This window comes from Hyphomicrobium sp. DY-1 (assembly GCF_047497105.1).
Taxonomy (GTDB): domain Bacteria; phylum Pseudomonadota; class Alphaproteobacteria; order Rhizobiales; family Hyphomicrobiaceae; genus Hyphomicrobium_B.
The window spans coordinates 3,624,760-3,650,156 of the sequence record NZ_CP134870.1 but is presented as its reverse complement, the minus strand read 5'-3'; the positions used below and the strand labels follow the sequence as shown (position 1 = coordinate 3,650,156).

At 58.3% G+C, this 25,397-nt stretch carries 18 protein-coding genes and 1 riboswitch; of the genes, 11 read left to right on the top strand and 7 right to left on the bottom strand.

The features are described from left to right. Positions 1–9 precede the first annotated feature (9 nt). The 3 genes from RLW41_RS17620 to RLW41_RS17610 form a co-directional block, all read right to left on the bottom strand. Entirely contained in the window at positions 10–783 is a 774-nt protein-coding gene (locus tag RLW41_RS17620; RefSeq protein ID WP_414462297.1) for an urease accessory protein UreD, read from the bottom strand. Positions 784–1,160: 377 nt separating this feature from the next. Further along, entirely contained in the window at positions 1,161–2,279 is a 1,119-nt protein-coding gene (locus RLW41_RS17615) for a porin (protein WP_409562979.1), read from the bottom strand. A 517-nt stretch (positions 2,280–2,796) separates the two neighbouring features. After that, a complete protein-coding gene (locus tag RLW41_RS17610) occupies positions 2,797–3,714 on the bottom strand; it encodes a LysR substrate-binding domain-containing protein (protein ID WP_414462296.1) in 918 nt (305 codons plus the stop codon). Positions 3,715–3,852: 138 nt separating this feature from the next. On the opposite strand from RLW41_RS17610, the gene RLW41_RS17605 reads away from it, so the two are divergent. Both RLW41_RS17605 and speB read left to right on the top strand, forming a co-directional pair. Then, positions 3,853–4,962 carry a polyamine ABC transporter substrate-binding protein gene (locus tag RLW41_RS17605; RefSeq protein WP_409562977.1) on the top strand — a complete coding sequence of 370 codons (1,110 nt, stop codon included), beginning with the start codon at positions 3,853–3,855 and terminating at the stop codon, positions 4,960–4,962. A gap of 56 nt (positions 4,963–5,018) precedes the next feature. Further along, complete coding sequence (gene speB, locus RLW41_RS17600; RefSeq protein ID WP_414462295.1) at positions 5,019–6,035, top strand: agmatinase; 1,017 nt, start codon at positions 5,019–5,021, stop codon at positions 6,033–6,035. Between the two features lie 46 nt (positions 6,036–6,081). Here the strand turns inward: speB and RLW41_RS17595 are convergent, their stop codons facing one another. Further along, positions 6,082–6,579 carry a DUF2165 family protein gene (locus RLW41_RS17595; RefSeq protein ID WP_409562975.1) on the bottom strand — a complete coding sequence of 166 codons (498 nt, stop codon included), beginning with the start codon at positions 6,577–6,579 and terminating at the stop codon, positions 6,082–6,084. Between the two features lie 234 nt (positions 6,580–6,813). Here RLW41_RS17595 and RLW41_RS17590 point away from each other — a divergent pair, with 234 nt between their 5' ends. Together RLW41_RS17590 and RLW41_RS17585 are read left to right on the top strand one after the other, a co-directional pair. Next, positions 6,814–8,271: an HlyD family secretion protein gene (locus tag RLW41_RS17590; protein ID WP_414462294.1), complete on the top strand. Its 1,458-nt coding sequence runs from the start codon at positions 6,814–6,816 to the stop codon at positions 8,269–8,271. Between the two features lie 11 nt (positions 8,272–8,282). Continuing rightward, positions 8,283–10,253: a glycosyltransferase gene (locus RLW41_RS17585; RefSeq protein ID WP_414462293.1), complete on the top strand. Its 1,971-nt coding sequence runs from the start codon at positions 8,283–8,285 to the stop codon at positions 10,251–10,253. Positions 10,254–10,278: 25 nt separating this feature from the next. Here the strand turns inward: RLW41_RS17585 and RLW41_RS17580 are convergent, their stop codons facing one another. Continuing rightward, a complete protein-coding gene (locus RLW41_RS17580; RefSeq protein WP_013947166.1) occupies positions 10,279–10,695 on the bottom strand; it encodes a hypothetical protein in 417 nt (138 codons plus the stop codon). A 436-nt stretch (positions 10,696–11,131) separates the two neighbouring features. On the opposite strand from RLW41_RS17580, the gene RLW41_RS17575 reads away from it, so the two are divergent. Then, positions 11,132–13,159, top strand: a complete 2,028-nt coding sequence (locus RLW41_RS17575) for a molybdopterin-containing oxidoreductase family protein (RefSeq protein WP_414462292.1) — start codon at positions 11,132–11,134, stop codon at positions 13,157–13,159. 27 nt (positions 13,160–13,186) lie between these two features. Here RLW41_RS17575 and crcB read toward each other — a convergent pair whose 3' ends face one another. Next, the gene (gene crcB / locus RLW41_RS17570) at positions 13,187–13,618 is read right to left on the bottom strand and encodes a fluoride efflux transporter CrcB (protein WP_414462291.1); all 432 of its coding nucleotides are present in this window, start codon (positions 13,616–13,618) and stop codon (positions 13,187–13,189) included. A gap of 51 nt (positions 13,619–13,669) precedes the next feature. Next, positions 13,670–13,732, bottom strand: a riboswitch (Fluoride riboswitch). A gap of 247 nt (positions 13,733–13,979) precedes the next feature. Here crcB and RLW41_RS17565 point away from each other — a divergent pair. The 6 genes from RLW41_RS17565 (at position 13,980) to fcl (ending at position 22,152) form a co-directional block, all read left to right on the top strand. After that, positions 13,980–15,785 carry an ABC transporter ATP-binding protein/permease gene (locus RLW41_RS17565; RefSeq protein ID WP_414462290.1) on the top strand — a complete coding sequence of 602 codons (1,806 nt, stop codon included), beginning with the start codon at positions 13,980–13,982 and terminating at the stop codon, positions 15,783–15,785. Between the two features lie 899 nt (positions 15,786–16,684). Further along, complete coding sequence (locus RLW41_RS17560; RefSeq protein WP_256380112.1) at positions 16,685–16,807, top strand: hypothetical protein; 123 nt, start codon at positions 16,685–16,687, stop codon at positions 16,805–16,807. A gap of 227 nt (positions 16,808–17,034) precedes the next feature. Further along, positions 17,035–18,291 (top strand): HlyD family secretion protein, encoded by a 1,257-nt coding sequence (locus RLW41_RS17555; RefSeq protein WP_414462289.1) that lies wholly within the window; start codon positions 17,035–17,037, stop codon positions 18,289–18,291. Next, entirely contained in the window at positions 18,288–19,874 is a 1,587-nt protein-coding gene (locus RLW41_RS17550; RefSeq protein ID WP_414462288.1) for a DHA2 family efflux MFS transporter permease subunit, read from the top strand. Before RLW41_RS17555 ends, RLW41_RS17550 begins: the two co-directional genes overlap by 4 nt. A 223-nt stretch (positions 19,875–20,097) precedes the next feature. Then, on the top strand, positions 20,098–21,171 hold the full coding sequence (gene gmd, locus RLW41_RS17545) for a GDP-mannose 4,6-dehydratase (RefSeq protein WP_414462287.1): 1,074 nt from the start codon (positions 20,098–20,100) through the stop codon (positions 21,169–21,171). Between the two features lie 27 nt (positions 21,172–21,198). Next, entirely contained in the window at positions 21,199–22,152 is a 954-nt protein-coding gene (gene fcl, locus RLW41_RS17540; RefSeq protein WP_414462286.1) for a GDP-L-fucose synthase, read from the top strand. A 13-nt stretch (positions 22,153–22,165) separates the two neighbouring features. On the opposite strand, the gene RLW41_RS17535 is transcribed toward fcl, so the two are convergent. Beyond that, on the bottom strand, positions 22,166–25,387 hold the full coding sequence (locus RLW41_RS17535; RefSeq protein WP_414462285.1) for an efflux RND transporter permease subunit: 3,222 nt from the start codon (positions 25,385–25,387) through the stop codon (positions 22,166–22,168). Between the last annotated feature and the right edge of the window lie 10 nt (positions 25,388–25,397).

Sequence of the window (25,397 nt, the reverse complement as noted above, 5' to 3'; positions counted from 1 at the left end):
CCTCTAAAGCTAAATCGACCAGACACGTGGCAACGGAATTCGCGACAACTGCCGCAAAACCGCAGTGACGACACTTCGGACGTCGAATGGATCGCGACCGGCGAGACGCACGATCAGCATCCCGTTCCAGGCGCTGGCGCCGCCGTCGATCCTGTCAGTCTCGACAATGGACCGGACCATCGGCAAACGGTCTTCGGCATCCGGCGCGAGGAACACGAGTGTCGCGACGGCGCATGCGCCGTTACCAACCGCCGCCTTCTCCGCAATTTCTGAAATCGCGCCGGCCAGTCGAACGTCGTCGGCGAACACCAACCCAGCGCCGCGGCGAATACGCCAGCGATCGCGAAACACCCCCGTGCTCAATCTCTCGCCGCGCGCCACGCGACCAAATACTGTGCTTTCGACCGCAAGAACGGAGGCGTTCTCGGCCATCTCTATCGTCAGCGAGCGTTCGAGGCCGCTACCATCAAACAGTATCGTCTCCTGCGGCATCCATACGAGGCTCGCGCCGTCGCCGACGTGAATGTCCGCCGCCAGCATAACGGGCCTGTCTTCCGCGCGATAGATCTTCTCGGCCGATTGTGTGGTGATACAGACGTTGGCGTTACTCGCGGCAACAAAGCTCATCCGCACTTCATCGCCGCCAGCCAGCCCGCCAGCGGTATTCAACACGACCGCCTCGCACCATTCTCCGGCCTTCGGAGTTCTGAGGCGCAAGCCACCGGTTTCGAACGTATCGATCAGCTTGGTCGTGCGCTCGGCGCGCGCGAACGTGCCGCGCACCTCAGCGCTCGCACGCACATAAGAGGGGATGGCCGGAAGGCTAGACTGAAACGCGTTGGCGAACATCGGGCGATTGCAACTCTGCTTGGCCACCGGATAACACGATAAAGCCTCACTCCATGACTGCAAGGGACGACTGCAAGAAAAGCCGTCACTCCGCTCCCGCGCAAATTCGAAGTCCTGCTGACCGCGATGATGGCCATTTCGCCCTTCCTGCGCAAACAAGAAATCACCGGCGGCGGTCGTCCTGCGATTGGCTCACAGAGAACGAATGAAGGGTCTTTATCGTTAAATCATGAGAAAAATAAAAGGAGACATGCGAACCTCCCGGGAGAAGGGATGAAGGCGCATGTCTCCTAAGTGGCAGAAGTGTTTTCTTAGAACTGAAGCTGCAGACCGCCTATGAACCGGTCGATATCTCTGTCTCCTGCGTTGTCGACATTCTGCCGGGAATAGAGAGCGGACAGGCGCGCATCGTGGCCTTTGATGATGTAGTTGGTGCCCACCGAATATTCGCTGATGTCCGGACCGTGATCCTGGTCGAACTCTTGGTAGCGGAACACCGGCTGGAATTTGCCCGGCCCAACCTTCTGATTGATGAGATAGCTCGTGAGCAGCATGTAGCTTGTCCCATCCGCCAAGCCATTGCCCGTCGGGAGCGATGTATCGATGCCGCTCGTGTCATAGACGTAATAGGCACCTTCGAGCGTGAAGACGTCCCCGCCCCACACTTTCTTCTGCATCAATGCGTCAATGTTAAAGCCGCCAAAGTCACCAGAGTGCGTTCCGTCGCTCGCCGCGCCATTTTGATACTGCCCAACCACCGCGACTGAGAGAATCTCTTTCTCGCCGTAGTAGTCGCTCGACGTGTAGTAGCCGGACTCCTTGTCCCAGAAGTCATACTGCAACCGGCCCGCGAACAACGGCCCGCTTGCGGTCGGCGTGCTGCAGCTGTTGTCTCCGGCCGTGCAGCCTTGAAATCCGCCAAGCTCATATTTGAATTTGCCGATATCACCCCAAACGGCGCCGCCATTGTCGCGACCGGCGAAGATCGCGGGGTATGCGCTGACAAACGGATATTCCCAGGTTCCCAAATAGTACGGACCGTCAAGGTTGGCGCGATCGCTCGGGGCCAGCATGCGGCCTGCCCAGATGTTGAACGACGGTGTAAACTCGAGGCGCAAAATCGCGTCGAGCGTCCTTATGCGAGAAATGTCCGACGTGTCATCCGGCGCATGGTCGATTTCTGTATTGTAGGTGAAACCGATAATTTTGGTGAACTGCCCGTTGGCGTAGATACGAGCGCTGTTCAATGAAAAGTCATCGGTGTCTTTGGCATCTGGGTTGTAGATGTACTGACCTCTAATGCCAGCACCGAAGCTGATCCAGGAGTCATCGTCCCAAAGCTGAAATTTCTCTCCCGCAGAAGCGGCCGAACCGCTTGCGAGAACCAACGTGCAGACGGCCGCAGCCAATCCCCACCTAGATCGTGTCATCAGAAAATTCCCCCCGGAATTCGACGAGAGCCAAAAGCGTGAAATTCGAAGCAGACGGCAGTGCCAAGCTCGGCACCGTGGAAATCTGCAGCTTCAAGACTCTAGTCACGCTTCCGGAAATTCCGAAATGAATCCAATAGCTTGCGTGCTCGAAATTGGATCAGCGGATGCGTGCTTTTTGAGCACGCCGGGCACTCTCGAAAAGACGGACGAAAAATTTATAGATATCAAGCGCTTGAGTGAAAAAATCTAACATTAAACTTGAAGAATATACGTCAAACGCGATGAAAGTCCGGGCACTCATTTTCTGCCCGACAAAATACCCGATCCAGTAAAACCGAGCACGCCGTTGTGGTTTTGCGACAGATCCAAAAGGTGCGGGTATTGCTCGCTACGAATCTAAGAACCTCGGCGCCAGCATTTGTCAGGTGCACTTAAGTCCAGATGTGCGTCTCAGTGGTGCCGTGCAGCGAGCACACAAATCTCCGGCCACCATCAGGGAGACAAATCACAGTTCCTACTCGATCCCCATGACGGCCTTATGCCGGGCGATCTCCCCGATCAGCCACGCGCGGAAATCGCGGACCCCGGCATGGGAAGACGCCCCTGGTCGCTGAGCAAGACTGTAGCAGTTGGGAATGCGTCGCCGAATGCGAAATGGCTCGACCAGCAGCCCGCGGGCCAACAGATCTTCAGCCATGATATTATCGGCAAGCGCAACGCCACCGCCATTGACGGCCTCTCGAATGGCCAGCGACGGATCGTGAAAAATTGCGCCGGTGTTGGGATCGACACCCTTGGCGCCCTCTCCGACGATCCACTCCTCCCACCACGCCGTCGTGTTTTCGTGCAGCAGTCGATGTTTCGCCAAGTCGCGCGGGTTCCGGAGCGCCTTTCTGCCGGTCATCAGCGACGGCGCACAAACCGGAATGATGATCAGCTTAAGCAGAGGCGTCAGCGCTGGATCGTCAACCTCGTCGCTCGTAAAAAGCACGCGCAGATCGGCCCGCGCATTGCCACCCTTGCCGGCGTCGTCATGTGTCGAAACCTCTAGCTCGCACTCCGGATGCAACGCCCGGAAATGCGGCAGCCGATCCGCGAGCCATAGGTTCATGAACGTCGCATTGATTGACAGCGTCACCCGCTGGCGCTTGCGCCGCCGCGCCGGACCATACGCGCTCACTTCTTCCGTTGAATCCTGAATGATCTTGAACGCCTCGCCGAGACGGCGCGCGTAATGCACTGCCTTTTCCGTCAATTGCACCTGACGGAACCCGCGCTCGAAGAGAGGAACGCCCAGCGCATCTTCCAGCGTACGGATGTGGCGGCTCACAGCCGATGGGCTGAGCTTCAATTCCTCCGCCGCATCCTTGAAGCTCAGCAGCCGGGCCGAGTCTTCGAATGCGCGGATCGCGTTGAGAGAAGGCAATGGCATGCGAGACGGGCCTTCAGATGAGTTTTACTCAACTCATTCCCCAGGAAATACCGTTTGTCGCCGCAACGTGCAAGCCGCATCGTTTGCTTCTCATTCATTCGCAATTCCGGTCTTCAACCTTTTCTGGAGGGTGACGTCATGCGTCCGCTCGGCCTGCTCGCATCTTGTGCAATTGCACTTTCTCTGGTCGCAGCTTCGCCTGCAGCGAATGCCATTTCGACCGAAGACAAGAACGTCAACATCTACTTCTGGTACGACTACGTCTCGCCGGACGTGATCAAGGACTTCGAAAAGCAAACCGGCGACAAGGTCGTTTACGACACGTTCGAGTCGACGGAAATGATGACGACAAAGGTCCTGACCGGAAAAACCGGTTACGACATCGTCCTGCCAACCGCCTCGTCGATCGGTCGGCTCATCCAGGCAGGCGCGCTCCAGAAGCTCGACAAGAGCAAGCTCGCCGTACTGAAAGACTTTAATCCCGACATCATGAAGTTCGTCGCGACTGAAGATCCCGGCAATCAATACGGTGTGCCCTACGCTTATGGAACCACCGGCATCATGTATAATCCGGCATTGATCGAGAAGCGCATGAAGAACGCGCCGGTCAACAGCCTGGACATTATCTTCAAGCCCGAGCTTGCAGCGAAATTTCAAGACTGCGGCATCGCCATGATCGACTCGCCTGAAGGCGTCATGTCGATTGCGCTCAACTATCTCGGCTTCGATCCGTTTACGACCGACAAAGCCGAACTCGAAAAGGCGAGCAAGTTGCTCGACTCCATTCGCCCCTATATCCGTCACTTCAAAACCGGCGCAATCATCAACGACCTCGCCCAGGGCGACGTCTGCCTGGCGCTCGGCTGGAGTGGCGACGCTTATATCGCCGCAGGCCGCGCCGCCGACGCCAAAAAAGGCGTCGAGGTGCGCTATTCAATCCCGAAAGAAGGCACCGAAATCTTCGCTGACATGATCACGCTTCCCGCCGACGCGCCGCATCCCGAGAACGCTTATGCGTTCATCAATTTTCTTCTGGCGTCGAAGAACATCGCGACATTCACTAACAACTATTGGTATCCGAACGCAAACACCGCCGCGACGGAGTTCGTCACGGCAGAAATCAAGTCGGATCCGAACATCTATCCGCCCAAGGACATGATGGCCCAGCTCTTTGCCGCCCGCCCCCGCGATCCGAAATCGCTACGCGATGTCAATCGCATCTGGACGCACTTCATGACCGGCGAATAACGCCGACTGCAGCGCCCGGTATTCAACAACCTGCATATCAAGACAGGAGAGAAACAATGTCGAAAACATCTCAGGCTCCGCTCCGCCCGAGGGAAACCGACTCTGCCGTCTTCGCCCCAAACATCATGGGCGGCTCGCACGAACCGATGTACGGCGGCGTGCTGTCATTCATGCGCCGCAAGCTGTCCCGCGATTTGCGCAATGTCGACGTCGCCGTTTGGGGCATCCCCTTCGACGCCGCCGTCTCTAACCGGCCCGGCGCCCGCTTCGGACCGCAAGGCGTGCGCCGTGCATCGGCGATCCTGGAGGGCGACCCGCAATATCCCTTCCACGCCGACCCTTTCGAAACGCTGGCCGTCGTCGATTACGGCGACTGCTCGCTCGATTACGGCCGGCATTTCGACGTACCCGCGCAGATCGAAGGCCAGGCACGAGAGATCGTTCAAGCTGGTGCGACGCTCCTGTCGATCGGCGGCGATCATTACGTCACCTGGCCACTGCTGAAAGCACACGCCGAAAAGCATGGGCCTATGGCGCTGGTGCAATTTGACGCTCACCAGGATACCTGGTTCGACGAGGAGGAACGCATCGACCACGGCTCGTTTGTAGCGCGCGCAGTCCGCGCCGGCATCATCATGCCGGAACGCTCAATCCAGGTCGGCATCAGAACGCACGCGCCAGAGGATTGCGGCATCGAGATCCTTTACGCGCATGACGTCGCCAACCTCGGCGTCTCCGGCGTCCTGAAGCGCATCGCGGCGCGCGTCGGCGACACCAAGACCTATGTGACGTTCGACATCGATTCTCTCGACCCAGCCTATGCTCCGGGTACAGGAACGCCAGTGGCTGGCGGACTGTCATCGCGCGAAGCGCTGATGATCCTACGCGGCTTAGGCGATCTCGACATCGTCGGCGCGGATGTCGTGGAGGTTGCCCCAGCCTACGACCACGCCGACGTAACGTCGATCGCAGGCGCGGCCGTCCTGCAGCACTATCTCGGGCTGCTCGCCGAAAGAAAAGCAAAGCATGGCAAGAAGGACCTTCTCACGCGGGTCGCCGAACACTCACTCTGAGTTTGAGCCGCGACCGATGCCACGCCGCCTCGGTCGCGGCAACGTTTCAGGGGAGATCGCGATCGGGTTGGTTCACGAAGATCAAGACGGCGAGCACGGAGACATAAAACCGGAATGCCGCCTGCTGACCGTTCCAAGCCGGCGACTCCCACATCGCAAACCACTCGCCGCCCACCACCATGAAGCCGAAGAACCAGATCAGAAACGCGAGCGTGGATGCGGCAACAGCATAGCGTTTCGCGTCATTGAATGTTTCGGCGGAGGCGCGACGCACGCGCCACAACGCCGCCGCCCCCGCAACGAACAAAATACCGGTCAACGCCTCGGTTGTGATGATGGCGGCATACGCGATCTGCCAAAGCAGCGGTTCTGCTATCGCCCGATACTTGAGAGCGCTGGCAGTCGGTGTCGTGTCCATGCTCAGAACGTGCTGCACAAACACGTAATTCGTTTCGTAATCCGTGATGTTGTTGAATGCGACCAGCAGGCAAAACAGGCCCAGCACGAAACACATTATAATTTTCGCGTATCGCGTCGTTAGCATGCGCTCGTCCCCAAAAGTCGCCTCGCCGGCCGTTTCAGGCCGGATTCAAATACGTCAATCCTCTCAGGACCAAAAGACAGACATGCTTAAATAAGTATATATACGGTCAGCAAATCGTCTCCATTCGGATCATTTTTACTGCCGGTTTAATATCTAATTTAGAAAATATGCGATTATTAATTTATATATCGAATGTAACCTTCCACGCAGACAATTTTGCTTGCGTGGGTACCAATGTCCTCCCAACCCGTCGAACGCCGAACCGCATTTGCCCGCGGCGCGAAGATCCGCGCCGTACAGCCGCCGCCGTCGGAGCTTCCGAGCGCCGAGCAAACAGACGCCGAGACCTTAGCCGACGATAAATTTACGGCAACCGCTCAACTCGCGTATCTCGAGTCAGTCGTAAACGAATGGCATGCGCCGAACGCCGCGCCGTCTCCTGCAGCGGACGCGGAGCCACCCGCTGACACGCCTCCGAAGCTGTCATCGCGACCCGCCGTCAGGTCGATGACGCTACTGAAATCTTTCGTTGCCGTCGCCGCCGCGATCGCGCTCGGATGGTTTCCTGTTCAGCGCCTTCTTGCCACGACCAGCGCCGAAGCCGTCGTGAACGCCCGCATCATCACGATAAGGGCGCCGATCGAAGGTGAAGTAACGATGGCGCAAAACGGCACGGATATCGGCAGTCCTTTTCGCGCCGATCAGAATATTCTGACGATCCGCAACACCCGCGCCGATTCAGTGCATCTGACGAACCTGCAGCGGGATCGAGACCAACTGCGCACGAACATTGGCGCACTCGAAGCTAAGAAAAATCTGCTTCGCAGCAGCCTGGAAGAGCTCAATGCCCAGCAAGAGCGATTTCGCGTCGGGCGCATCGCTCAGCTTGAGCAGCGCGTGCGGGAAGCAGATGCCAATATCGCTTCGGCACAGGCCCAATACGCGGTTGCTTCCGAAGCGCTCAAACGAGCAGCTGCATTGCGAAAGACCGACGCTGCCAGCCAAGCGTTCCTCGATAAGGCCCAAGGCGAAGCTCATGTAACAGAGCAAGCCATCCAGGCGCAAATCGAGCACAAGAAGGGCATTCTCGTCGAACTTAATGCCGCAAAAAATGGAACCTACGTCGGCGACAGCTATAACGACACACCGCAATCGGCGCAGCGTAAAATGGAAGTTTCCCTTGAACTTTCCGACGTTCAGGCTCGCCTCGATGGCAGTCAAATTCAGCTCGCCGCAATAGACGCTTCGATTGCCGCCGAACAAGCCCGTCAGGCGGAATTGGCGAAAGCCGATATTCACGCCAGCGTCAATGGACGAGTCTGGGAAATGCTCACCGCCCCGGGCGAGCACGTCAACGCTGGACAGGATTTGATGAAGCTCCTCGATTGCGGAAGCGCCATCGTCACGGCCAGCGTCAGCGAGACGGCCTACGAGCGCCTTTCGATCGGCCAACCGGCGACGTTTACGCCCCGCGATGGCGGCCCTGAGTTGCACGGCATCGTGGTCGGCTTGAATGGTCTCGCTGCAGTCGAGTCCAATACTGCAATCCAGCAGAGCGCCCTCTCGCGCGAGCCCTATCACGTCAGCCTCAAGTTTCCCGAACTGTCGAAGAGCTTCGATTGCAGGGTTGGCCGCTCCGGCCTCGTGAAATTCGCCGACGGCGGCAGCGTCTTCGCTGGCAGCCTCTACTGACGGACCGCACAATGAGCGCCGCTGCAGGAATGGGATATGCCGACGCGCTGTTACCGGCGCTGATTGTTGCCCTACTGGCGACAGCCATCCTGCCGTGGGTCAATCGCAACAACACGATCATCCGAACCTGCGCCATTCTTTTCGGCATCGCACTTGGCTGGCGATATATGTCATGGCGCATTTTCGATACCCTTCCCTCGGCAGACGATCCCCTCAATTTCACCACCGGCATTATTTTCACAGCCGTCGAAACGCTGACAATGATTGGCGCGACCATCTCCCAATTGTTCCTGACGCGCACGCGCAATCGCTCGCGCGACGCCGATCGCAACATCCCGCGGTTGCTGGCTCAGCGCGATCTGCCTAAAGTCGATGTCCTCATATGCACTTATAATGAAGACGAAAGCATTCTCGAGCGCACCATCATCGGCTCGCTCGCATCGACGTATCCGAATTTCCGCGTCTGGGTCTGCGACGACGGACGCCGCGCCTGGCTGAAAGCGCTCTGCGAGCACCATGGCGTCGGTTACATCACTCGCGAAGAAAATTCCCACGCCAAAGCCGGCAACATCAACTCCGCACTGAAAAAGCTCGCCAACCTCGACGAAAAGCCCGACTTCGTATCGATTCTGGATGCGGATTTCGTACCACTGCCCTCATTTCTGACACGCGCTGTATCGCTGGCGCTCGATGCCGACGTCGGCGTCGTCCAGACGCCTCAGCATTTCTTCAATCCCGACCCGGTGCAAAGCAATCTCGCGTTGACGCGCGTCTGGCCGGATGAGCAGCGCTTTTTCTTCGATATCGTCATGGCCTCGAAGGACGCCTGGAACGCCGCCTTCTGCTGCGGAACGTCCTCAGTCATTCGCTTCGACGCACTACAACGCATCGGTGGCTTTCCAACTGATTCCGTCACCGAAGATTATCTCCTCTCCCTCCGCCTGCGCGAAAAGGGCTTCCGGACCGTCTACTTAAACGAAGCCCTGTCACTGGGCTTAGCACCCGAGGGTCTCGCCGAATATAGCGGCCAGCGCAGCCGCTGGGCCTTGGGTTTCGTTCAAATCTGCCGCGGCCCGAGCGGACCGCTACGCCTCGGGAACAAATTGCCGATCGTCGATCGCATCATGCTCTGCGAGACGTTCCTGCATTGGTCGGCGACCCACCTCTTTCGACTTCTCGGTGTGGTTGTGCCGGCTCTCTATCTGCTGTTTGGGATCGAGGCCGTCCACGCAAACGTCATTGATGCGATCTGGTATCTGGCGCCGTTCCTCGTCGCACAGTGGGCGATCTTCACGTGGTTGACGGAAGGCCGCGTGCTGCCGCTGATGACGGACCTCTATCAGATGCTCTGCTCCATGGACGTCTTGAAAGCGGTCGTCTCCGGCCTCTTGAAGCCGAAAGGCCAGAAATTCAAAGTGACGGCAAAAGGCGGCGATCGCAGCCGGCATTTTGTCCAGTGGCCGCTGCTGCGCATCTTCGGAACCCTCCTCGCCATCACGATGCTCGGCATTGCCAACGCGTTTCTTATGGATCAATCGCGCCCGCTTGCAGAGTCGAGCGCCATCGCTCTTTTCTGGAGCTGGTATAACATCGTCGTGCTCACGCTCTGCTGCTACGTCTGTAGCGAGCAGCAACAGCGGCGCGCCGGTCAGCGCTTCGAGATGGACCTTCCTGTCAGGTTGTCGGCGAAAACTTCGAGCGCCGTCTATCGCGCATCCGATATATCTGTGAGCGGCATGCATCTTCTCGGCAATGCGCCGCTTCCGATTGGTAGTACTGTCAACGCCCACTTCGCCGGCATCGACGTCGACGCCCACATCCGCCGATCGACGACAAACGGCTTCGGACTGGAATTCGAGCTGACGGAGCAAACCAAAGCTCAGGTCCTTCAGCTCATCTTTTCAGGCAAGGCGTCGACGGCCGTTACCCAGATCAAGCCGCACCTCGTCGCCAAGGCGCTCGCCGCGCGCGTGTTCAGGTAGCGGTCTGGTCTTGAAACGGCGCTACCTACCGCCCCCGATAATCGAGACAGTTGCGGATAATCGGCGCGCAAACGGCGTCTTTGCGGCCCCAGGAACTCGTCGCGCCCGCATAGGAGACCTCGGCGACCTTGCCGCCTGAGAAGCGGAACTGGACGCGGCAATAGCCGCTGTTGGGGTCCGAGAGTTGCGCTCCTGCCAGCGGTATGACCGGCTGAACCGTGAAGCCGCCGGTCGCCTGTCCGTGTTCGTACATCCAGATCTTGCCGCCGGGTATGCTGTCCTCGCTCGTCGGATGCCCGGCGCACATCAAAACGTCCCGCTCACGAAGACCGACCAGTTCCGACTTCCCACGCAAAGCAATGTCGGCGTTTTCGATCGCGCATCCCCACAGCAGCTGACAGAACGCGAGACAAGCTGCGGGAAAAACCAAGCGTCCCCGCATCACGGCTCCCGGCAAAAAAGAATCGACTCAATTCGCCAAGAATAGCAGCACATGGCATCACGCAATTGCGACAAGCCGCACCAGAAAACCTCCCGCAGAGCAGAGGCGAGCAAGATGCAGAACACAGAAGCTCGCCACGGACACAGCAATTGTCCCGGAGGCCTGAAATCATCGCACCTTCGATTGCGAGCGACGCGGGGTCATACCGTCAGTCCATCTGGCGCTCCCGGGTGATACGCAACACGATGCGAGCCTGCCTGCTCTGGATGCCTCAACTGCCGGATAAAGCGTCATCGTGCGGTGCATTCATGCATAACCTAAGCTCCGATCATCCCTCGCCGATCCCGCACTTGCGCCCAACGCGAAAGCCTTTACCAGCGCTGAAATTCCGGACTAGATTTGAAGCGGCTCTACGCTTCCAGGAAGGTTCGGCGCAATGGCAACGCAGGCAATCGTCAAGACAACGTGTCCCCGGGACTGTTACGACGCGTGCGGCATAATCGTAAAAATGGCGAGCGACGGCGCGGTGTCGGTTGTCGGCGATCCCAATCACGACATGAGCCGCGGCAAGCTTTGCGGCAAGTGCTCGATTGCCTACAACGGCGTGTGGCGCAGCAAGACGGATCGGCTAACGACTCCGTTGAAGCGCGTCGGCCCGAAAGGATCGGGACAGTTTGACGAGGTCTCCTGGTATGATGCCATATCGGAGATCGCGCAACGGCTGCACAGCATTATCGCGACCGACGGCGGCCAAGCCATCCTGCAAACCCATTACACTGGAACGTGCTCGCTGATCGCCGGGCTGTTTCCGCTGCGTTTCTTCAATCGCATTGGAGCGACTGAAGTCGACCCAGACACGGTCTGTAACAAGGCGGGCCACGTCGCGCTTCAACTCGCGTTCGGGGAATCGACCCGCGGCTTCGACCCACGCACGGTCAGTTCCAGCAAATGCGTCTTGATCTGGGGGGCGAACCCGTCAGCCTCAGCGCCTCACGTCCATGAGCACTGGGTGGCGCGCAGCGGCGTCCCAACGATCGTCGTCGATCCGATCCGCCACGCGACGGCTGAAGCGGCCGACATTCATCTGCAGCTCTTTCCCGGCACCGACGCGGCGCTTGCCTTCGCGATGCTCGCCGTCATCAAATCGGCCCGAAAGCTCGACCGCGATTTTCTTGCACGCCATTGTATCGGCTGGGACGACATCGAACCGCAACTCGACGCTTGCACATTGAGTTGGGCGGAGGCAACGACCGGCGTTCCTGCGGCCCTCATCGAAAAAGCGGCGCTGCTCTACGCGGACGGCCCATCGCTACTATGGATGGGACAAGGCTTCCAGCGCCAGACATTCGGCGGCAACGCCATGCGTTCGGTCGGCCTGCTGCCACCTGCGACGGGCAACATCGGAAAGCTCGGCGCCGGTTTCCTCTATCTCAACGGCTGGGACGCCCGAGGCGTCGACGGCGGTTATCTTTCCGCTTCGCATCTCAACGCCGATCCCCAATCCGTCAGCCATATGGATCTCGCGGCGCGGCTCGAAAGCGGCGAGACGAAAGCGCTCTTCACCTGGAATAACAACATCGCGGCCTCGAGCCCGGAGCAGGCGCGATTGCGCCAGGCGCTGAGGCGCGAGGATCTTCTCCAAGTCACGGTCGATCTATTCCAGACCGATACGGCCGACTACGCGGATTTCGTTCTGCCCGCGGCGAGTTTTCTGGAATTCGACGATGTCGTCATGTCGTATTTTACCCATTCCGTCTCGGCACAGGTTGCAGCCCTTCCGCCGCTAGGAGACGCGCTCCCCAATCAGGAGATCTTTCGGCGCCTTGCAGCCGCAATGGGTCTCACCGATCCTGAGCTGCATGAAACCGACGATGTCATTATCGAAACGATTCTGAGCCAAGCTCGCCCAGGACTCGATTTCAAAACACTCGCAGCCGCAGGCACGATGTACGTGCCCGAAGACCCGAATGTTCAGTTTGCATCACACGACTATCGCACACCGTCAGGAAAGATCGAAATGACCGGCACGCAATTTGTCGAGGCCGGATTGCCGTCGGCCCCTGCGCCATTATCGGAGCGCCGTCCGGCTCTGGGCGAATACCGTATGCTGTCGCCTGCCTCCGAATGGCTCATGAACAGCAGCTACGCCAATGACGGCAAGATCGCCCGCCGTCTGCAAATGTGCGAAGCTTGGCTCAATCCCTCCGACGCCGAAACGATCGGCGTCAAATCCGGGAACCGGTTGCAGGTGAGCAGCAAGACCGGCTCCATCGAGTTGAGTGTTGGCATTTCATCGGCGGTTCCAGCGGGCGTGCTGCTGGCGCCCAAAGGCCAATGGCCGAAAGCATCAGCCTCCGGAGCCAATATCAACGTCCTCAACCCCGGAGAAAAAGCCGACCTCGCTCAAAGCTGCGCCGTGCACAGCATCAACGTCACGCTGGCGAAGTCCCAGATCGCGACTTGACCCCTGCGCCGAAGGAAAGGAGACGCCCTAGGCGTCTTCTTCCAATGTCGTCTGCGCAATTTCCGTTGCGCCGGCGTTGAAGTAGGCGGCGACGAAGTGCCCTGCCGCCACGGCCAGGATGCAAAGCACGACGGACAACCCAATGTTGACCGCAGCGCGCCCGATAGCGCCCGAGCGGAGAAGATCGAGTGTCTGCAGACTGAATGACGAAAAAGTTGTAAAGCCCCCGCAAATCCCCACCATCACGAACAGGCGGAATTCTTCGCTGACCGGATAACGCCCATGCGCCAGGGTCAGCGTGCCGAAAAAGCCTATGATAAATGACCCGGCAATATTGATAAGGATCGTGCCCCACGGCAGCGTGCCGCTGATCGGAAGGGCAAGATACGACCCGGCATACCGACACAAGGTCCCGATAGCTCCGCCGAACATAACGACCAGACATGTCGTGAAATTCATTTGAGGCTCCTCTTCAGCATTTCAGCCAACGGCCGTCTCCCGTCGGAAACGGCTATCGTAGGAGTCATCAGCCACAATGGCGGTTATCGGGGGAACCCCATCCCCATCGCTTACTCAAGTACACGATTTTCCGGGCGGCCCAAACTAGCTTGTGTGCGTCACGAGTGCATCGGCGTTTGACAACCTCAGCCAAGTCGCGTCGCATCCCGCCAACGCTTGCAAATAATTAAGGTTCTGGCCACCCTCCGGAAATGTGCCTCGCGCCACCCTCGACGAAATGAGGAGCCACACGGCCTTGCGGATGGTTCAAAACCGCAGCTGGCCCGCTGAGGATGCAAAGCAACCGTGATGTGGAATTGTGATGCGGAATGATACGCGCTCGCGCCTGAGCGCGATTTGGCAACTGACGACGCCCTACTTCTTCTCGAAAGATTCGGGTGTCGTTCGCATCAGCTCCCGATTGAAATTCACCGTTGCGGAACGCTGGATCGGCGGCAGCCTTCTCTTGGTCGTCCTCGCCATCGAATTCGGCCAGGTTGGGCTGTCCGTTTTGCTCAACAGCTGGAACGCCGAGTTCTACAACGCGCTTCAGACGAAAAACGTCGGCGCCTTCTGGCACCAGCTCGCCATATTCTCGGTGATCGCCGCGGCCTTCATTATCTCGTCGGTTTATCAGCTCTATCTCAATCAATGGCTGCAGATCCGGTGGCGGCGCTGGATGACCGAGCGCTATGTTCACCGCTGGCTCCAGAACAGCACCCACTACCGCATGCGTCTCCGCAGCGAGGCAGCCGACAACCCCGACCAGCGTATCGCTGAGGACATCGCACTTTATATCGGACGAACGCTCTCTCTCGGCATTGGCTTCCTGTCGTCGATCACGAGCCTCGTTTCATTCAGCATCATACTGTGGGGAATTTCAGCCGAGGTTCCGCTGCAGATCGCAGGATATCACATCGGCGCCCATGGTTATCTCGTCTGGCTCGCAGCCATATTCGCGCTCGTGGCCAGCGTCGGAGCGCATCTCATCGGCCGCACATTGGCGAGCCTCAACTTTAGTCGCCAGCGGCGCGAAGCCGATTTTCGCTTCGGCTTGGTGCACCTTCGCGAAAACTCCGAACAGATCGCATTGCTGCGCGGCGAGAACGCCGAGCGCAATATCCTGCGCGATCGTTTCTCCGATATCGTAACCAACTGGCACGACATCATGCGGCGCCAGAAATTTCTGACATTCTTCACGACTGGATACAATCAGATCGCCGTCGTGCTGCCGTTCCTCATCATGGCCCCGCATTATTTCGCAGGCGCAATTATGCTCGGCGTCATGACGCAAACGGCTGGCGCGTTCGGCCAGGTGCAATCGTCGATGTCGTTCTTCGTCAATTCCTATACCGATCTGGCGGAATGGATCGCCGTCGTCGACCGGCTTTCCGGCTTCTCCGATCAGATGCAGCTCGCCTCGACGGCGAGCGAGACATCCGCCGTCTCGATGGGCACGACGAATGCCAACGGCGTGCTGAGCCTTGCCGGCATTTCGCTTGCAACGCCCGGCGGCAAGAAGCTGTTGAACTCGGTGAATCTCGATATCGAACCGGGCGAGTCGGTGCTCCTGATGGCTCCATCAGGCGCCGGCAAGACAACGTTGCTGCGCACCATTCTGGGCTACTGGCCTCACGCGACGGGTGTGATCCTCACCAGATCCGGCGCCCGCCTCCTCGCGCTCCCGCAAAAGCCCTATTTCCCGCTGGGCTCGCTCCATAGCGTGCTCACCTACCCGGCGACGGAAGCCCAGCCGTCGGACGAAGAAATCTCCGACATCCTAAAACTTACGGGCCTCGAACACCTGAAACCATCTCTTAACGTCGTCGAGCGCTGGAACAATATCCTCTCGGTCGGCGAGCAGCAGCGCGTCGCGCTTGCACGCGCCATTCTGCTCCGTCCGGATATCCTTTTCCTCGATGAGGCAACGTCTGCACTCGACGAAGCCGCCGAAGCGCGCGTCCTGACCGCGATACGAAACAAACTGCCCGATACCGCGATTGTTTCCATCGGCCATCGCTCGTCGCTGCTGCCGCTTCACGACCGCGTCGTTCACGTCTCCGCAAGCGCGAGCGACGAGGAACAGGCGCTCCCGGCACCGCCAAAGAGCGTTGCCGCCGCGGAGTAATCTTATCGCCGAGCCCCAATCCCGAAACTCGGCAGCCCTATCCGAAAGCTGTCCAATCCGTAAGGGCAAAACGCGCACAAGTGCGTGAGGACGCCGTTGCTCGCCAACTGAAAGCCCCCATCTCATGACAAGGTGGCTAAGCGACGCGTAGGACTTCCATTAGCCACAATGCCCGAATGGGAGAATGACAATGAAACCGACCGGACAAAGCTTTTTCGGCATGTTTGCTGGCGTGTTGCTGTTTTCGCTTCTCTTCACGGAAATCGCGATCGCGGCGGTGCACTGAGACGGCAACACTTCGCCGCTTCGCGTCTGATCGCCCTTTCCTCTCTCCTTCCGCGAACGGCGCAGGCACAAGCGAGCCTGTGCCGTTTTGTTTTGCCGAATGAGCTTTTGGCTCCGCGACACGACAGCAACTCCGGCATTTATGTTTTCTACATTCGGAGCAATTGCGCGAGTGTTCGTAAATCTTCCTTAGGTTTAAAACTTGGAAACCATCTCCCGCGCATCCTCTCGCCGAGGCTGATCCGGGCGGGGTAACGGCTCATCCATGCACCAATGAAGGAACCCGAGACCGACAACACACATGTGTAGCCGGTCCCGGTACGGTGCTGGTTGACTGCTCCCCGCTGCATAACCAGCGCCGGGCGGCGAGGCGGTGGTCGCCTCGCCCGCTGTGCAGCGGCAAGAGCTTAAACCAAACCATCTTGAGATTTGGTGAGCCTGCCGAGGGAACGTTCCGGTATGCCGCCGACGAACAATCCCATGGGCCATCTGCCCCATATACCTAGAGATTATGGAATGGGCGCCGATCGCACTTACCTCCAATGCATCGCTTTTAACAGCGCCGCCATCCAGTCAGGAATGAAACGGCGCTCGGGTAAATTGAAGATATGAAAATGAAAGTCGCAATCCTCGCAGTGGCGCTTCTGGTCTCTGGTGTTTCGGGCGCATTCGCATCGCCCCATTGCAACGGTGATTTCAAGACCTCCGGCACGGCACAGTGTTTCGTGATCCGGTAAAACCGCAAGACATAAGCCTACAAAAGAAGATGCATCTCGGAGGGGGAGCGCCGAAAGGCGCGCCCCTTTTCTTCATTCTCGCCGACGTAGGCGCAAAACGGGCACGTCATTAAACACACGTATAGCTGGTCTTTCCAAACGTATGGCCAACAGCGCCAAAGGTTAAATAGCTGAGCTGGTGAGTGCTCTTTTATATCTTGGCAAGAGCCGAGATGGAGATGTGGACTATGTTGACCGCAGCCACCGACGTCGTCGCAACCGAGGCGGCGCCCGAAACGATGCACGTAATGGCGCACGAGACAGCGAAGTCTGAAAGCATGGTCCCGACGGCAAGGGAAACGATTGCGCCCGCGCCGAGCGCTTTGCCCGATCAAGATCCTGCAAACACGGCTGGAAAATCGCATCATTGGCTACCCTTCGGTCCGCGGCACATTCTTATCGCTGTTGTTGCTGCGGCAGTTATCGGCAGTGGCATTTATGCCGGCTGGAAATATTGGACCGAGTGGCGCTTTGAAGTCTCGACTGACGACGCATACGTGCAAGCTGACGTCGTCGCCATCGCTCCACAAGTATCCGGCGATATCGCCGCTCTGTACGTCGACGATAATCAGCGCGTCAAAGCCGGCCAAGTCCTCGCAATCATTGATCAGCGCGACTACAAAGCGGCCGTCGATCAGGCGAAAGCCGGCGTCAAACAGGCGGAAGCGGCCATTGCCACCGACCAGGCTCAGATCGGAGAGCAGCAAGCCATCGTGAGCGAAGCCGAGGCGACCATCAAGGCTGACGAAGCGACCGAAAAATACGCCCAACAGAATAATCAGCGGTTCGGCACACTCGCAAACGAAGGATACGGTTCCGTTCAAGACGAGCAACAGGCGGCCTCGCAAATCGGCACGGCACAGGCGACGCTTGCGAAAGATAAGGCGGCACTGGAAGCAGCCAAAAAACAGATTGCGACGTTGACCGCCGAACTAAAGCAAGCACGGGCCATGCTTTCGCAGAACAATGCGACGCTTGAACAGGCGGAGATCAACCTAGGCTATACGACGATTACCTCACCGGTAGATGGCATCATCGGCGATCGCACAGTGCGGGTCGGTCAGTATGCCCAACCCGGAACCGAGCTGCTCGCGGTCGTACCGCTCAACAAGGCTTACGTCATTGCCAACTTCAAGGAAACGGAACTCGCTGATGTCCGCCCAGGGCAGCCGGTCACGATTGCCGTGGACACGTTCGACGACAACGCCGTGCAGGGTTATGTCGGCAGCATCGCTCCGGCGAGTGGCCAGGAGTTCGCACTTCTCCCACCGGACAACGCAACGGGAAACTTCACGAAAATTGTCCAGCGCATCCCGGTGAAGATCTACATTGACCCGAACGATCCGTTTGCCGGCAAGCTGCGTCCCGGCATGTCGGTCATCACAACGATCGACACACGCCACAAAACGCCGGCGTCAAAAACCGCAGCAAAGCAAGCGTCATGAGCGAAGCTCCGACCAGCCCCGACAGCGAGCGGGCCTCCCTACGGACGTGGATCGCGGTCTCTGGATGCATGTTGGGCGCACTTATCGCCGTCCTCGATATCCAGATCGTCAATTCGTCCCTGCCTGAAATCGAAGGCGGCATCGGCACCGGCGTCGACAATGGAACCTGGATCTCGACCTCATATCTGATCGGCGAAATCATCATGATCCCGCTGACGGATTACCTCAGCCGCGTGTTTGGCTTCCGCCGCTTCCTGTTGTCGAACGTCGTGCTGTTCCTCATCTTCTCAGTCGCCTGCGCCTTTGCGGGCAATCTCGGCACCATGATCGTGATGCGCGGCTTCCAGGGCTTCACCGGCGGTGTCATGATCCCGATGGCCTTCACGGCCGTGTTGACAAAGCTACCTGAAAGCCAGCGCCCCATCGGCTTGGCTGCATTCGCGCTCACCGCCACGTTCGGCCCCGCGATCGGCCCGACCATCGGCGGCATTCTCACCGAACAATACGGCTGGCCCTATATCTTCTTCGTCAATCTTGTTCCCGGCGCGGTAATGCTATCACTGCTTTATCCGACGCTCGATCGTCAACCGATGCAGCTTCGCCTTTTGCGAGAAGGCGATTGGTTCGGCATCGCGACAATGGCAATCGGTCTCGCCTGCCTGCAAACCGTCTTGGATGAAGGCAACAAGGACGATTGGTTCGGCTCGCCATTCATCGTGCATCTTGCCATCATCTCGGCGGTCATGCTGACGATCTTCGTCGTCATCGAACTCACCGTCGAGAAGCCCGCCGTGCAACTTCGCCTGCTCACTCGACGGAGTTTCGGCCTCGGAACGTTGGCGAATACGCTCGTCGGCTTCGCGCTGTTCGGATCGATCTACGTGCTTCCCGCGTATCTCGACGAAGTCCAGGGCTACAACGCTCAGCAGATTGGCCTCGTGCTCGCATCGGCCGGACTTCCGCAGCTGCTCATCATTCCATTCGTCCCCTTCCTCTTGAAGCGTTTCGATGCCCGCTTGATCGTTTGCACAGGCCTCAGCATCTTCGCAGTCAGCTGTTTCATGAATACGCATTTGAGTTTCAACGACGCGGGACAGCAGTTTTTCTATACCAACATCGTACGCGCCCTCGGCCAGGCGATCCTACTTTCGCCACTCTCAGTTCTGGCGACGAACAGCGTGGCTCCAAAAGAGTCCGCAGCTGCGTCAGGATTATTCAACATGCTGCGCAGCCTCGGAGGCGCAATCGGCACGGCCGCGCTGGCGACCATCATCACCAAGCGCGAGCAATTTCATTCCAATATCATCGGTCAGTCGGTCACGCCTTACAATCTGACGGATCAATCCTTCCTCACCCGCATGCAGCACTATTTCGAAGCGCACAGCTTGCCGGACCCCGGACGCGCCTACCATCAGGCAGAAATTCTGCTTGGAAATCTCGTCGCCCAACAGTCGCTGATCATGGCCTTCTCCGACGCGTTCTATGTCATGGCCGTCGTCCTTGTGGTAGCGGCGATTGCCGTCGTCTTCATGAAGGCGCCGGAAGTTCACCAACCGGCTCTCACAGCGACCGCCAGCCGATAGCTTTCGGAATATCGAGAGTGACATAAGTTTTTGCCGCAAATTTCGTCAGCGTCAGTTGCGAAAATAACTGCAAGCTTCGCAACAGCCTCGGACGGACCGTGCTGCCGTTTCATGCAACCCCAAAAAGTCTACGGACCGATCAAATGAAAAAGAATCTCGCGCATTCGTATTGCGCTCAAAGCGACAACCCCACATAAATCTCGGCGGGACTTGGGGGAATGGCATGAGCAAAAGCAAGACTGCATTGATTTCCGGTGTCACCGGCCAGGACGGCGCCTACCTTGTGCGTCTTCTTCTAGATAAGGGTTACGTCGTCCACGGCATTAAGCGACGATCGTCATCATTCAATACCCAACGCGTCGATGAAATCTATCAGGATCCGCATGAGGCGACCACGTCGTTCTTCATGCACTATGGCGACCTGACGGATTCAACCAACGTCATCCGCCTCGTCCAGGAAACCCGGCCCGATGAAATCTATAATCTCGCCGCACAAAGCCACGTCCAGGTAAGTTTCGAGACGCCGGAATACACAGCAAACGCCGACGCCGTCGGCGTGCTGCGTTTCCTCGAAGCGCTCCGCATCCTCAAGCTCGAGAATTCAGTGCGTTTCTATCAGGCCTCCACATCTGAGCTTTACGGTAAAGCCCAGGAAACGCCGCAGAGAGAAACGACGCCATTTTATCCGCGTTCGCCTTATGGCGTGGCCAAACTTTATGCCTACTGGATCACCGTCAACTACCGTGAAGCCTACGGTATGCATGCTTCGAATGGCGTCTTGTTCAACCATGAAAGTCCGCTCCGCGGCGAAACTTTCGTAACCCGAAAGATCACACGCGCCGTTGCCCGCATCGCCGCTGGTTTGCAGTCCGCACTTTATCTCGGCAATCTGGACGCCAAACGCGATTGGGGCCACGCGAAAGACTACGTCGAAGGCATGTGGATGATGGTCCAAAACGAAAAGCCCAGCGACTACGTGCTAGCAACGGGAGAATCCCATTCCGTTCGCGAATTCGTTGAGCTAGCATTTGCCGAAGTCGGCAAGACCATCGCCTGGAAGGGCCGCGGTGTCGATGAGATCGGCTACGATGTCAAAACCGGTGGCGAGTTGGTTCGCATTGATCCGCGCTATTTTCGTCCGACAGAAGTCGATCTCTTGCTCGGAGATCCGAGCAAGGCCCGCAACGAACTAGGCTGGCACCACAAGGTCGGCTTCCAGGAGCTCGTTAAAGAAATGGTCGCCGCCGACCTCGCGCTCCTCGAACGCGAAAGCTGGCGCAATAGCCTCAACGAATAGTAAGTGCGAAGACCATGCGAGGAAGCGATGTCTTTTGATCTGACCAACAAGCGCGTATTCGTCGCCGGCCACCGCGGCATGGTCGGATCAGCGATTCTTCGTCTGCTACAGAACGAAAACTGCATCATCCTGACGGTTGGTCGCGACCAGATCGATCTCCGCGATCAAGCGCGCGTCAGAGAGTGGTTCAATCGCGAAAAGCCGGATGCCGTATTTCTTGCGGCAGCAAAAGTCGGCGGCATTCTCGCAAACGACACCTACCCGGCGGAATTTCTCTACGACAATCTCGCCATCGAAATGAACGTTATCGACGCAGCCTTCCGCAGCGGCGTCGAGAAGCTTTTGTATCTCGGTTCCTCATGCATCTATCCGAAGTTCGCGCCGCAGCCGATCCCCGAAAGCGCCCTTCTGACCGGAAGTCTGGAGCCGACGAACGAATGGTACGCCATCGCCAAGATCGCCGGGCTGAAGCTCTGCGAAGCCTATCGCCGTCAGTATGGCGCCGATTTCGTCTCGGCTATGCCGACCAATCTCTATGGCCCGGGCGATAACTATGATCCGCTCAAAAGCCACGTTATCCCGGCACTTTTGCGCAAAGTACATGAAGCGAAGAAGTCCGGCGCCGAAGACATTACAATCTGGGGCTCCGGCACACCGCGCCGCGAATTTCTTCACGTCGATGATGCTGCCGGCGCCGTTGTGCATCTGATGAAAGTCTATTCAGGTGCTGAGCATGTCAATGTCGGCACGGGCGAAGACATCACCATTCTCGACCTGGCGCGCTTGGTATGCGACGTCGTCGGCTTCAACGGCAAGATCGTCACCGATCCGACGAAGCCCGACGGCACGCCGCGCAAACTGCTCGACGTCTCCAAGCTGAAGGCCACGGGCTGGACGCCGCGCTACGGCCTGCGCGACGGTCTCACCGAAGCCTACAACTGGTTCAAGGATAACGAGGCGACGGCGCGGTTGACCGCCTGATCGCAGCCCTCACCTATTCCGCAGCCGCAGGAACAGCCGTCGTCGCTCGTTTCGCCACGGCAGCACGCGAACCAAACCAAATCGACAGCGCCGGCAGAACGAGCAGTGTCAGCAGCGTTGCGCTCAACAACCCGCCAATAACGACCGTCGCCAGCGGCCGCTGCACTTCCGCACCCGTTCCCGTTGCAAGCGCCATCGGCAAAAACCCGAGCGACGCGACGAGCGCCGTCATCACGACAGGCCGCAAACGGGCCAGCGCGCCCTGGCGTATTGCTTCCGCAGCCGGCAATCCCGCTGCCATCAATTGCTTGATGTATGTCAGCATGACGAGCCCGTTGAGAACCGCGACACCCGATAACGCGATAAAGCCGACCGCCGCCGAAACCGAGAACGGCATGTCGCGAAACCAAAGAGCAATGACGCCGCCGGTCAAAGCGAGCGGGACAGCGCTGAATACCAGGATGGCATCTCGCGGCGAGCCGAGGGCGGAATAGAGCAGCAGAAAAATCAGCAGAAAACACGCGGGCACAACGACGGCGAGACGCTGCTGCGCTGCAGCCATATTTTCAAACTGGCCGCCCCAGGCAATGTAATAGCCCGTCGGCAGCTTCACCTCTTCTGTGACCTTCGTTTGTGCCTCCGCGACGACGGACGCGATATCGCGCCCGCGCACGTTTGCCGTCACGACGATGCGCCGCTTGCCATTCTCGCGTGAGACCTGGTTCGGTCCCTCCGTCACGGCAAAGCTCGCAACTTGTTCCAGCGGAATGGTGGCAATGCGCCCTGCGCCGTTCGGCGGTAACGCAACAGGGATGTGCTTCAGCTTTTCGAGATCCGCGCGCATCGCATCCGGCAACCGGACGACAACCGGAAACTGCCGATCGCCTTCGAAAATCACCCCAGCAGAACGCCCGGCCATCGCCGCGCCGATCACCTCTTGCACGGCGAACGCGCTCAACCCGAACCGCGCAATTTCGTTCTTCTTCAGCTTGATCTCAAGGAATGGCAGACCTTGGGCCTGCTCAATGCTTACGTCCGTCGCGCCGTCCGTACCGCGCAGGATTTTGGCAATCGCGTTGGCGCCATCCAGCATCGGGCCGAATTCGTCGCCGAAAACTTTAACGGCGAGATCGCCACGCGCGCCCGCAAGAAGTTCATTGAAGCGCATCTGAATTGGTTGCGAGAACGCAAAGTTATTTCCTAGAAGCTTTTCGAGCTTCTCCTGAATTTGCCCAACGAGCGCTTGCTTGCTAAGCGAAGGATCAGGCCATTCCGATTCCGGCTTCAGAATAATAAACGTATCCGAAACGTTCGGCGGCATCGGATCGGACGCAACCTCGGCAGTGCCCGTCTTGGAATACACAAGCGAAACCTGCGGAAACGAGCTGACGATTTTTTCGACTCTAAGCTGCATATCCTGCGATTGCGTCAGCGACGTACTCGGTATCCGCATCGCATGCATCGAGAGGTTCTTCTCATCAAGCGTTGGGATGAACTCTTGCCCGAGCCGTCCGAACAGCATCAGCGCTCCGGCGAAGAGCGCCACGCCCACCATGATCGGTAGCACAGGCCTGTTGAGCGTCGCGCGAAGCAGCGGCTCATACACACTCTTTATCGCCCGCACAGGCAAGCTCTCGGCCTCGACAACACGCCCGCTGATTGCAACGGCAATGGCCGCTGGAACGAATGTCAGCGACAGAATGAAAGCCGCGATGAGTGCCATGATAACGGTGACCGCCATCGGCTCGAACATTTTACCTTCGACGCCGGAAAACGTCAGCAGCGGCACATAAACTAGAATAATGATGGCCTGACCGTAGACAGACGGCTTGATCATCTCCTCCGCCGACTTGGTCACCGTTTCCAAGCGTTCATCGAGACTGAGCACGCGCTTCAAAACGTGCTGTCGCTCAGAAATCTGTCTCAGCGCATTCTCGACGATGATGACGGCACCGTCGACGATCAGACCGAAATCGAGCGCACCGAGGCTCATCAAGTTGGCGCTGATCTTCGCCTGTACCATCCCGGTCAGCGTCAGCAGCATGGCAATGGGTATTACCAGCGCCGCTATAACCGCCGCACGAATATTCCCGAGCAGAACGAACAGAACAATAACGACGAGAAGCGCACCTTCAAGCAGGTTCTTTGCGACCGTCGAAATGGTGGCATCGACCAGCACGGTCCGGTCGAGCACCGGTCGCAACGCAATGCCCGGTGGCAGCGACTTCGAAAGCTCGCCGATCCTTTTACTAACGGCCGACGACACTGTCCGGCTGTTCTCGCCGATCAGCATTAGCGCCGTGCCGACAACGGCCTCTTCCCCGTTAATGCTTGCGCTGCCGGTGCGCAACTCGCGGCCGATCGTAACCTGCGCGACGTCTCTAATCCTCACCGGCGATCCGCCACGTGTCGTCACGACGACGCTGCCGATATCGGGCATGTTTTCGAGCCGTCCGGTGCTGAGGACCGCAAGCCCCTCGCCGCTTTGCTCGAAAATGCCGGCTCCGCGGCTGACGTTATTTTTCTCGAGCGCTTCGACGATGTCGCCAAACGAAAGATTGAGGGCTGTCAGGCGTGCGGGATCCGCTTGCACGAGATACTGCTTCTCGTATCCACCGATAACGTCGACGCCAGCGATCCCCGGCACGCTCGCGATCTGCGGTTTGATGATCCAATCCTGGACCGTACGCAGATACGCGCCACGCTCGATATCGTTGGTCAGGCGTTGACCCTCGGGCGTCACGTAAGAGCCGTCGCTTTGAGGCCCGACCTCGCCGATCTGTTCGCTTTTGGGCGCGAAAGCCACGGTCCACATATAGATCTCACCAAGACCGGTCGAAATCGGACCAAGGCTCGGCTTAGCATCAGCGGGCAGTCGCTCGTCCACTTCGCGCAAGCGCTCGCTGATTTGCTGGCGCGCGAAATAGATATCGGTGCTTTCGGTAAAGACCGCCGTGACCTGCGAAAAGCCATTGCGACTAAGCGAGCGTGTGTATTCAAGACCCGGTATCCCCGCAAGCGCCGTCTCGATCGGAAATGTCACCTGCTTTTCGATATCGAACGGCGGCAACGATGGCGCGACGGTATTGATCTGAACCTGATTGTTCGTGATGTCGGGAACGGCGTCGATCAGCAGCCGATTGAGCGACCACACGCCGTAGCTTGCGGCGAGCAGCGTCAGGAGAATGACGAGCCAACGACGGCGAACCGAAAATTCAAGCACCTGTGCAATCATCGGAACGTCC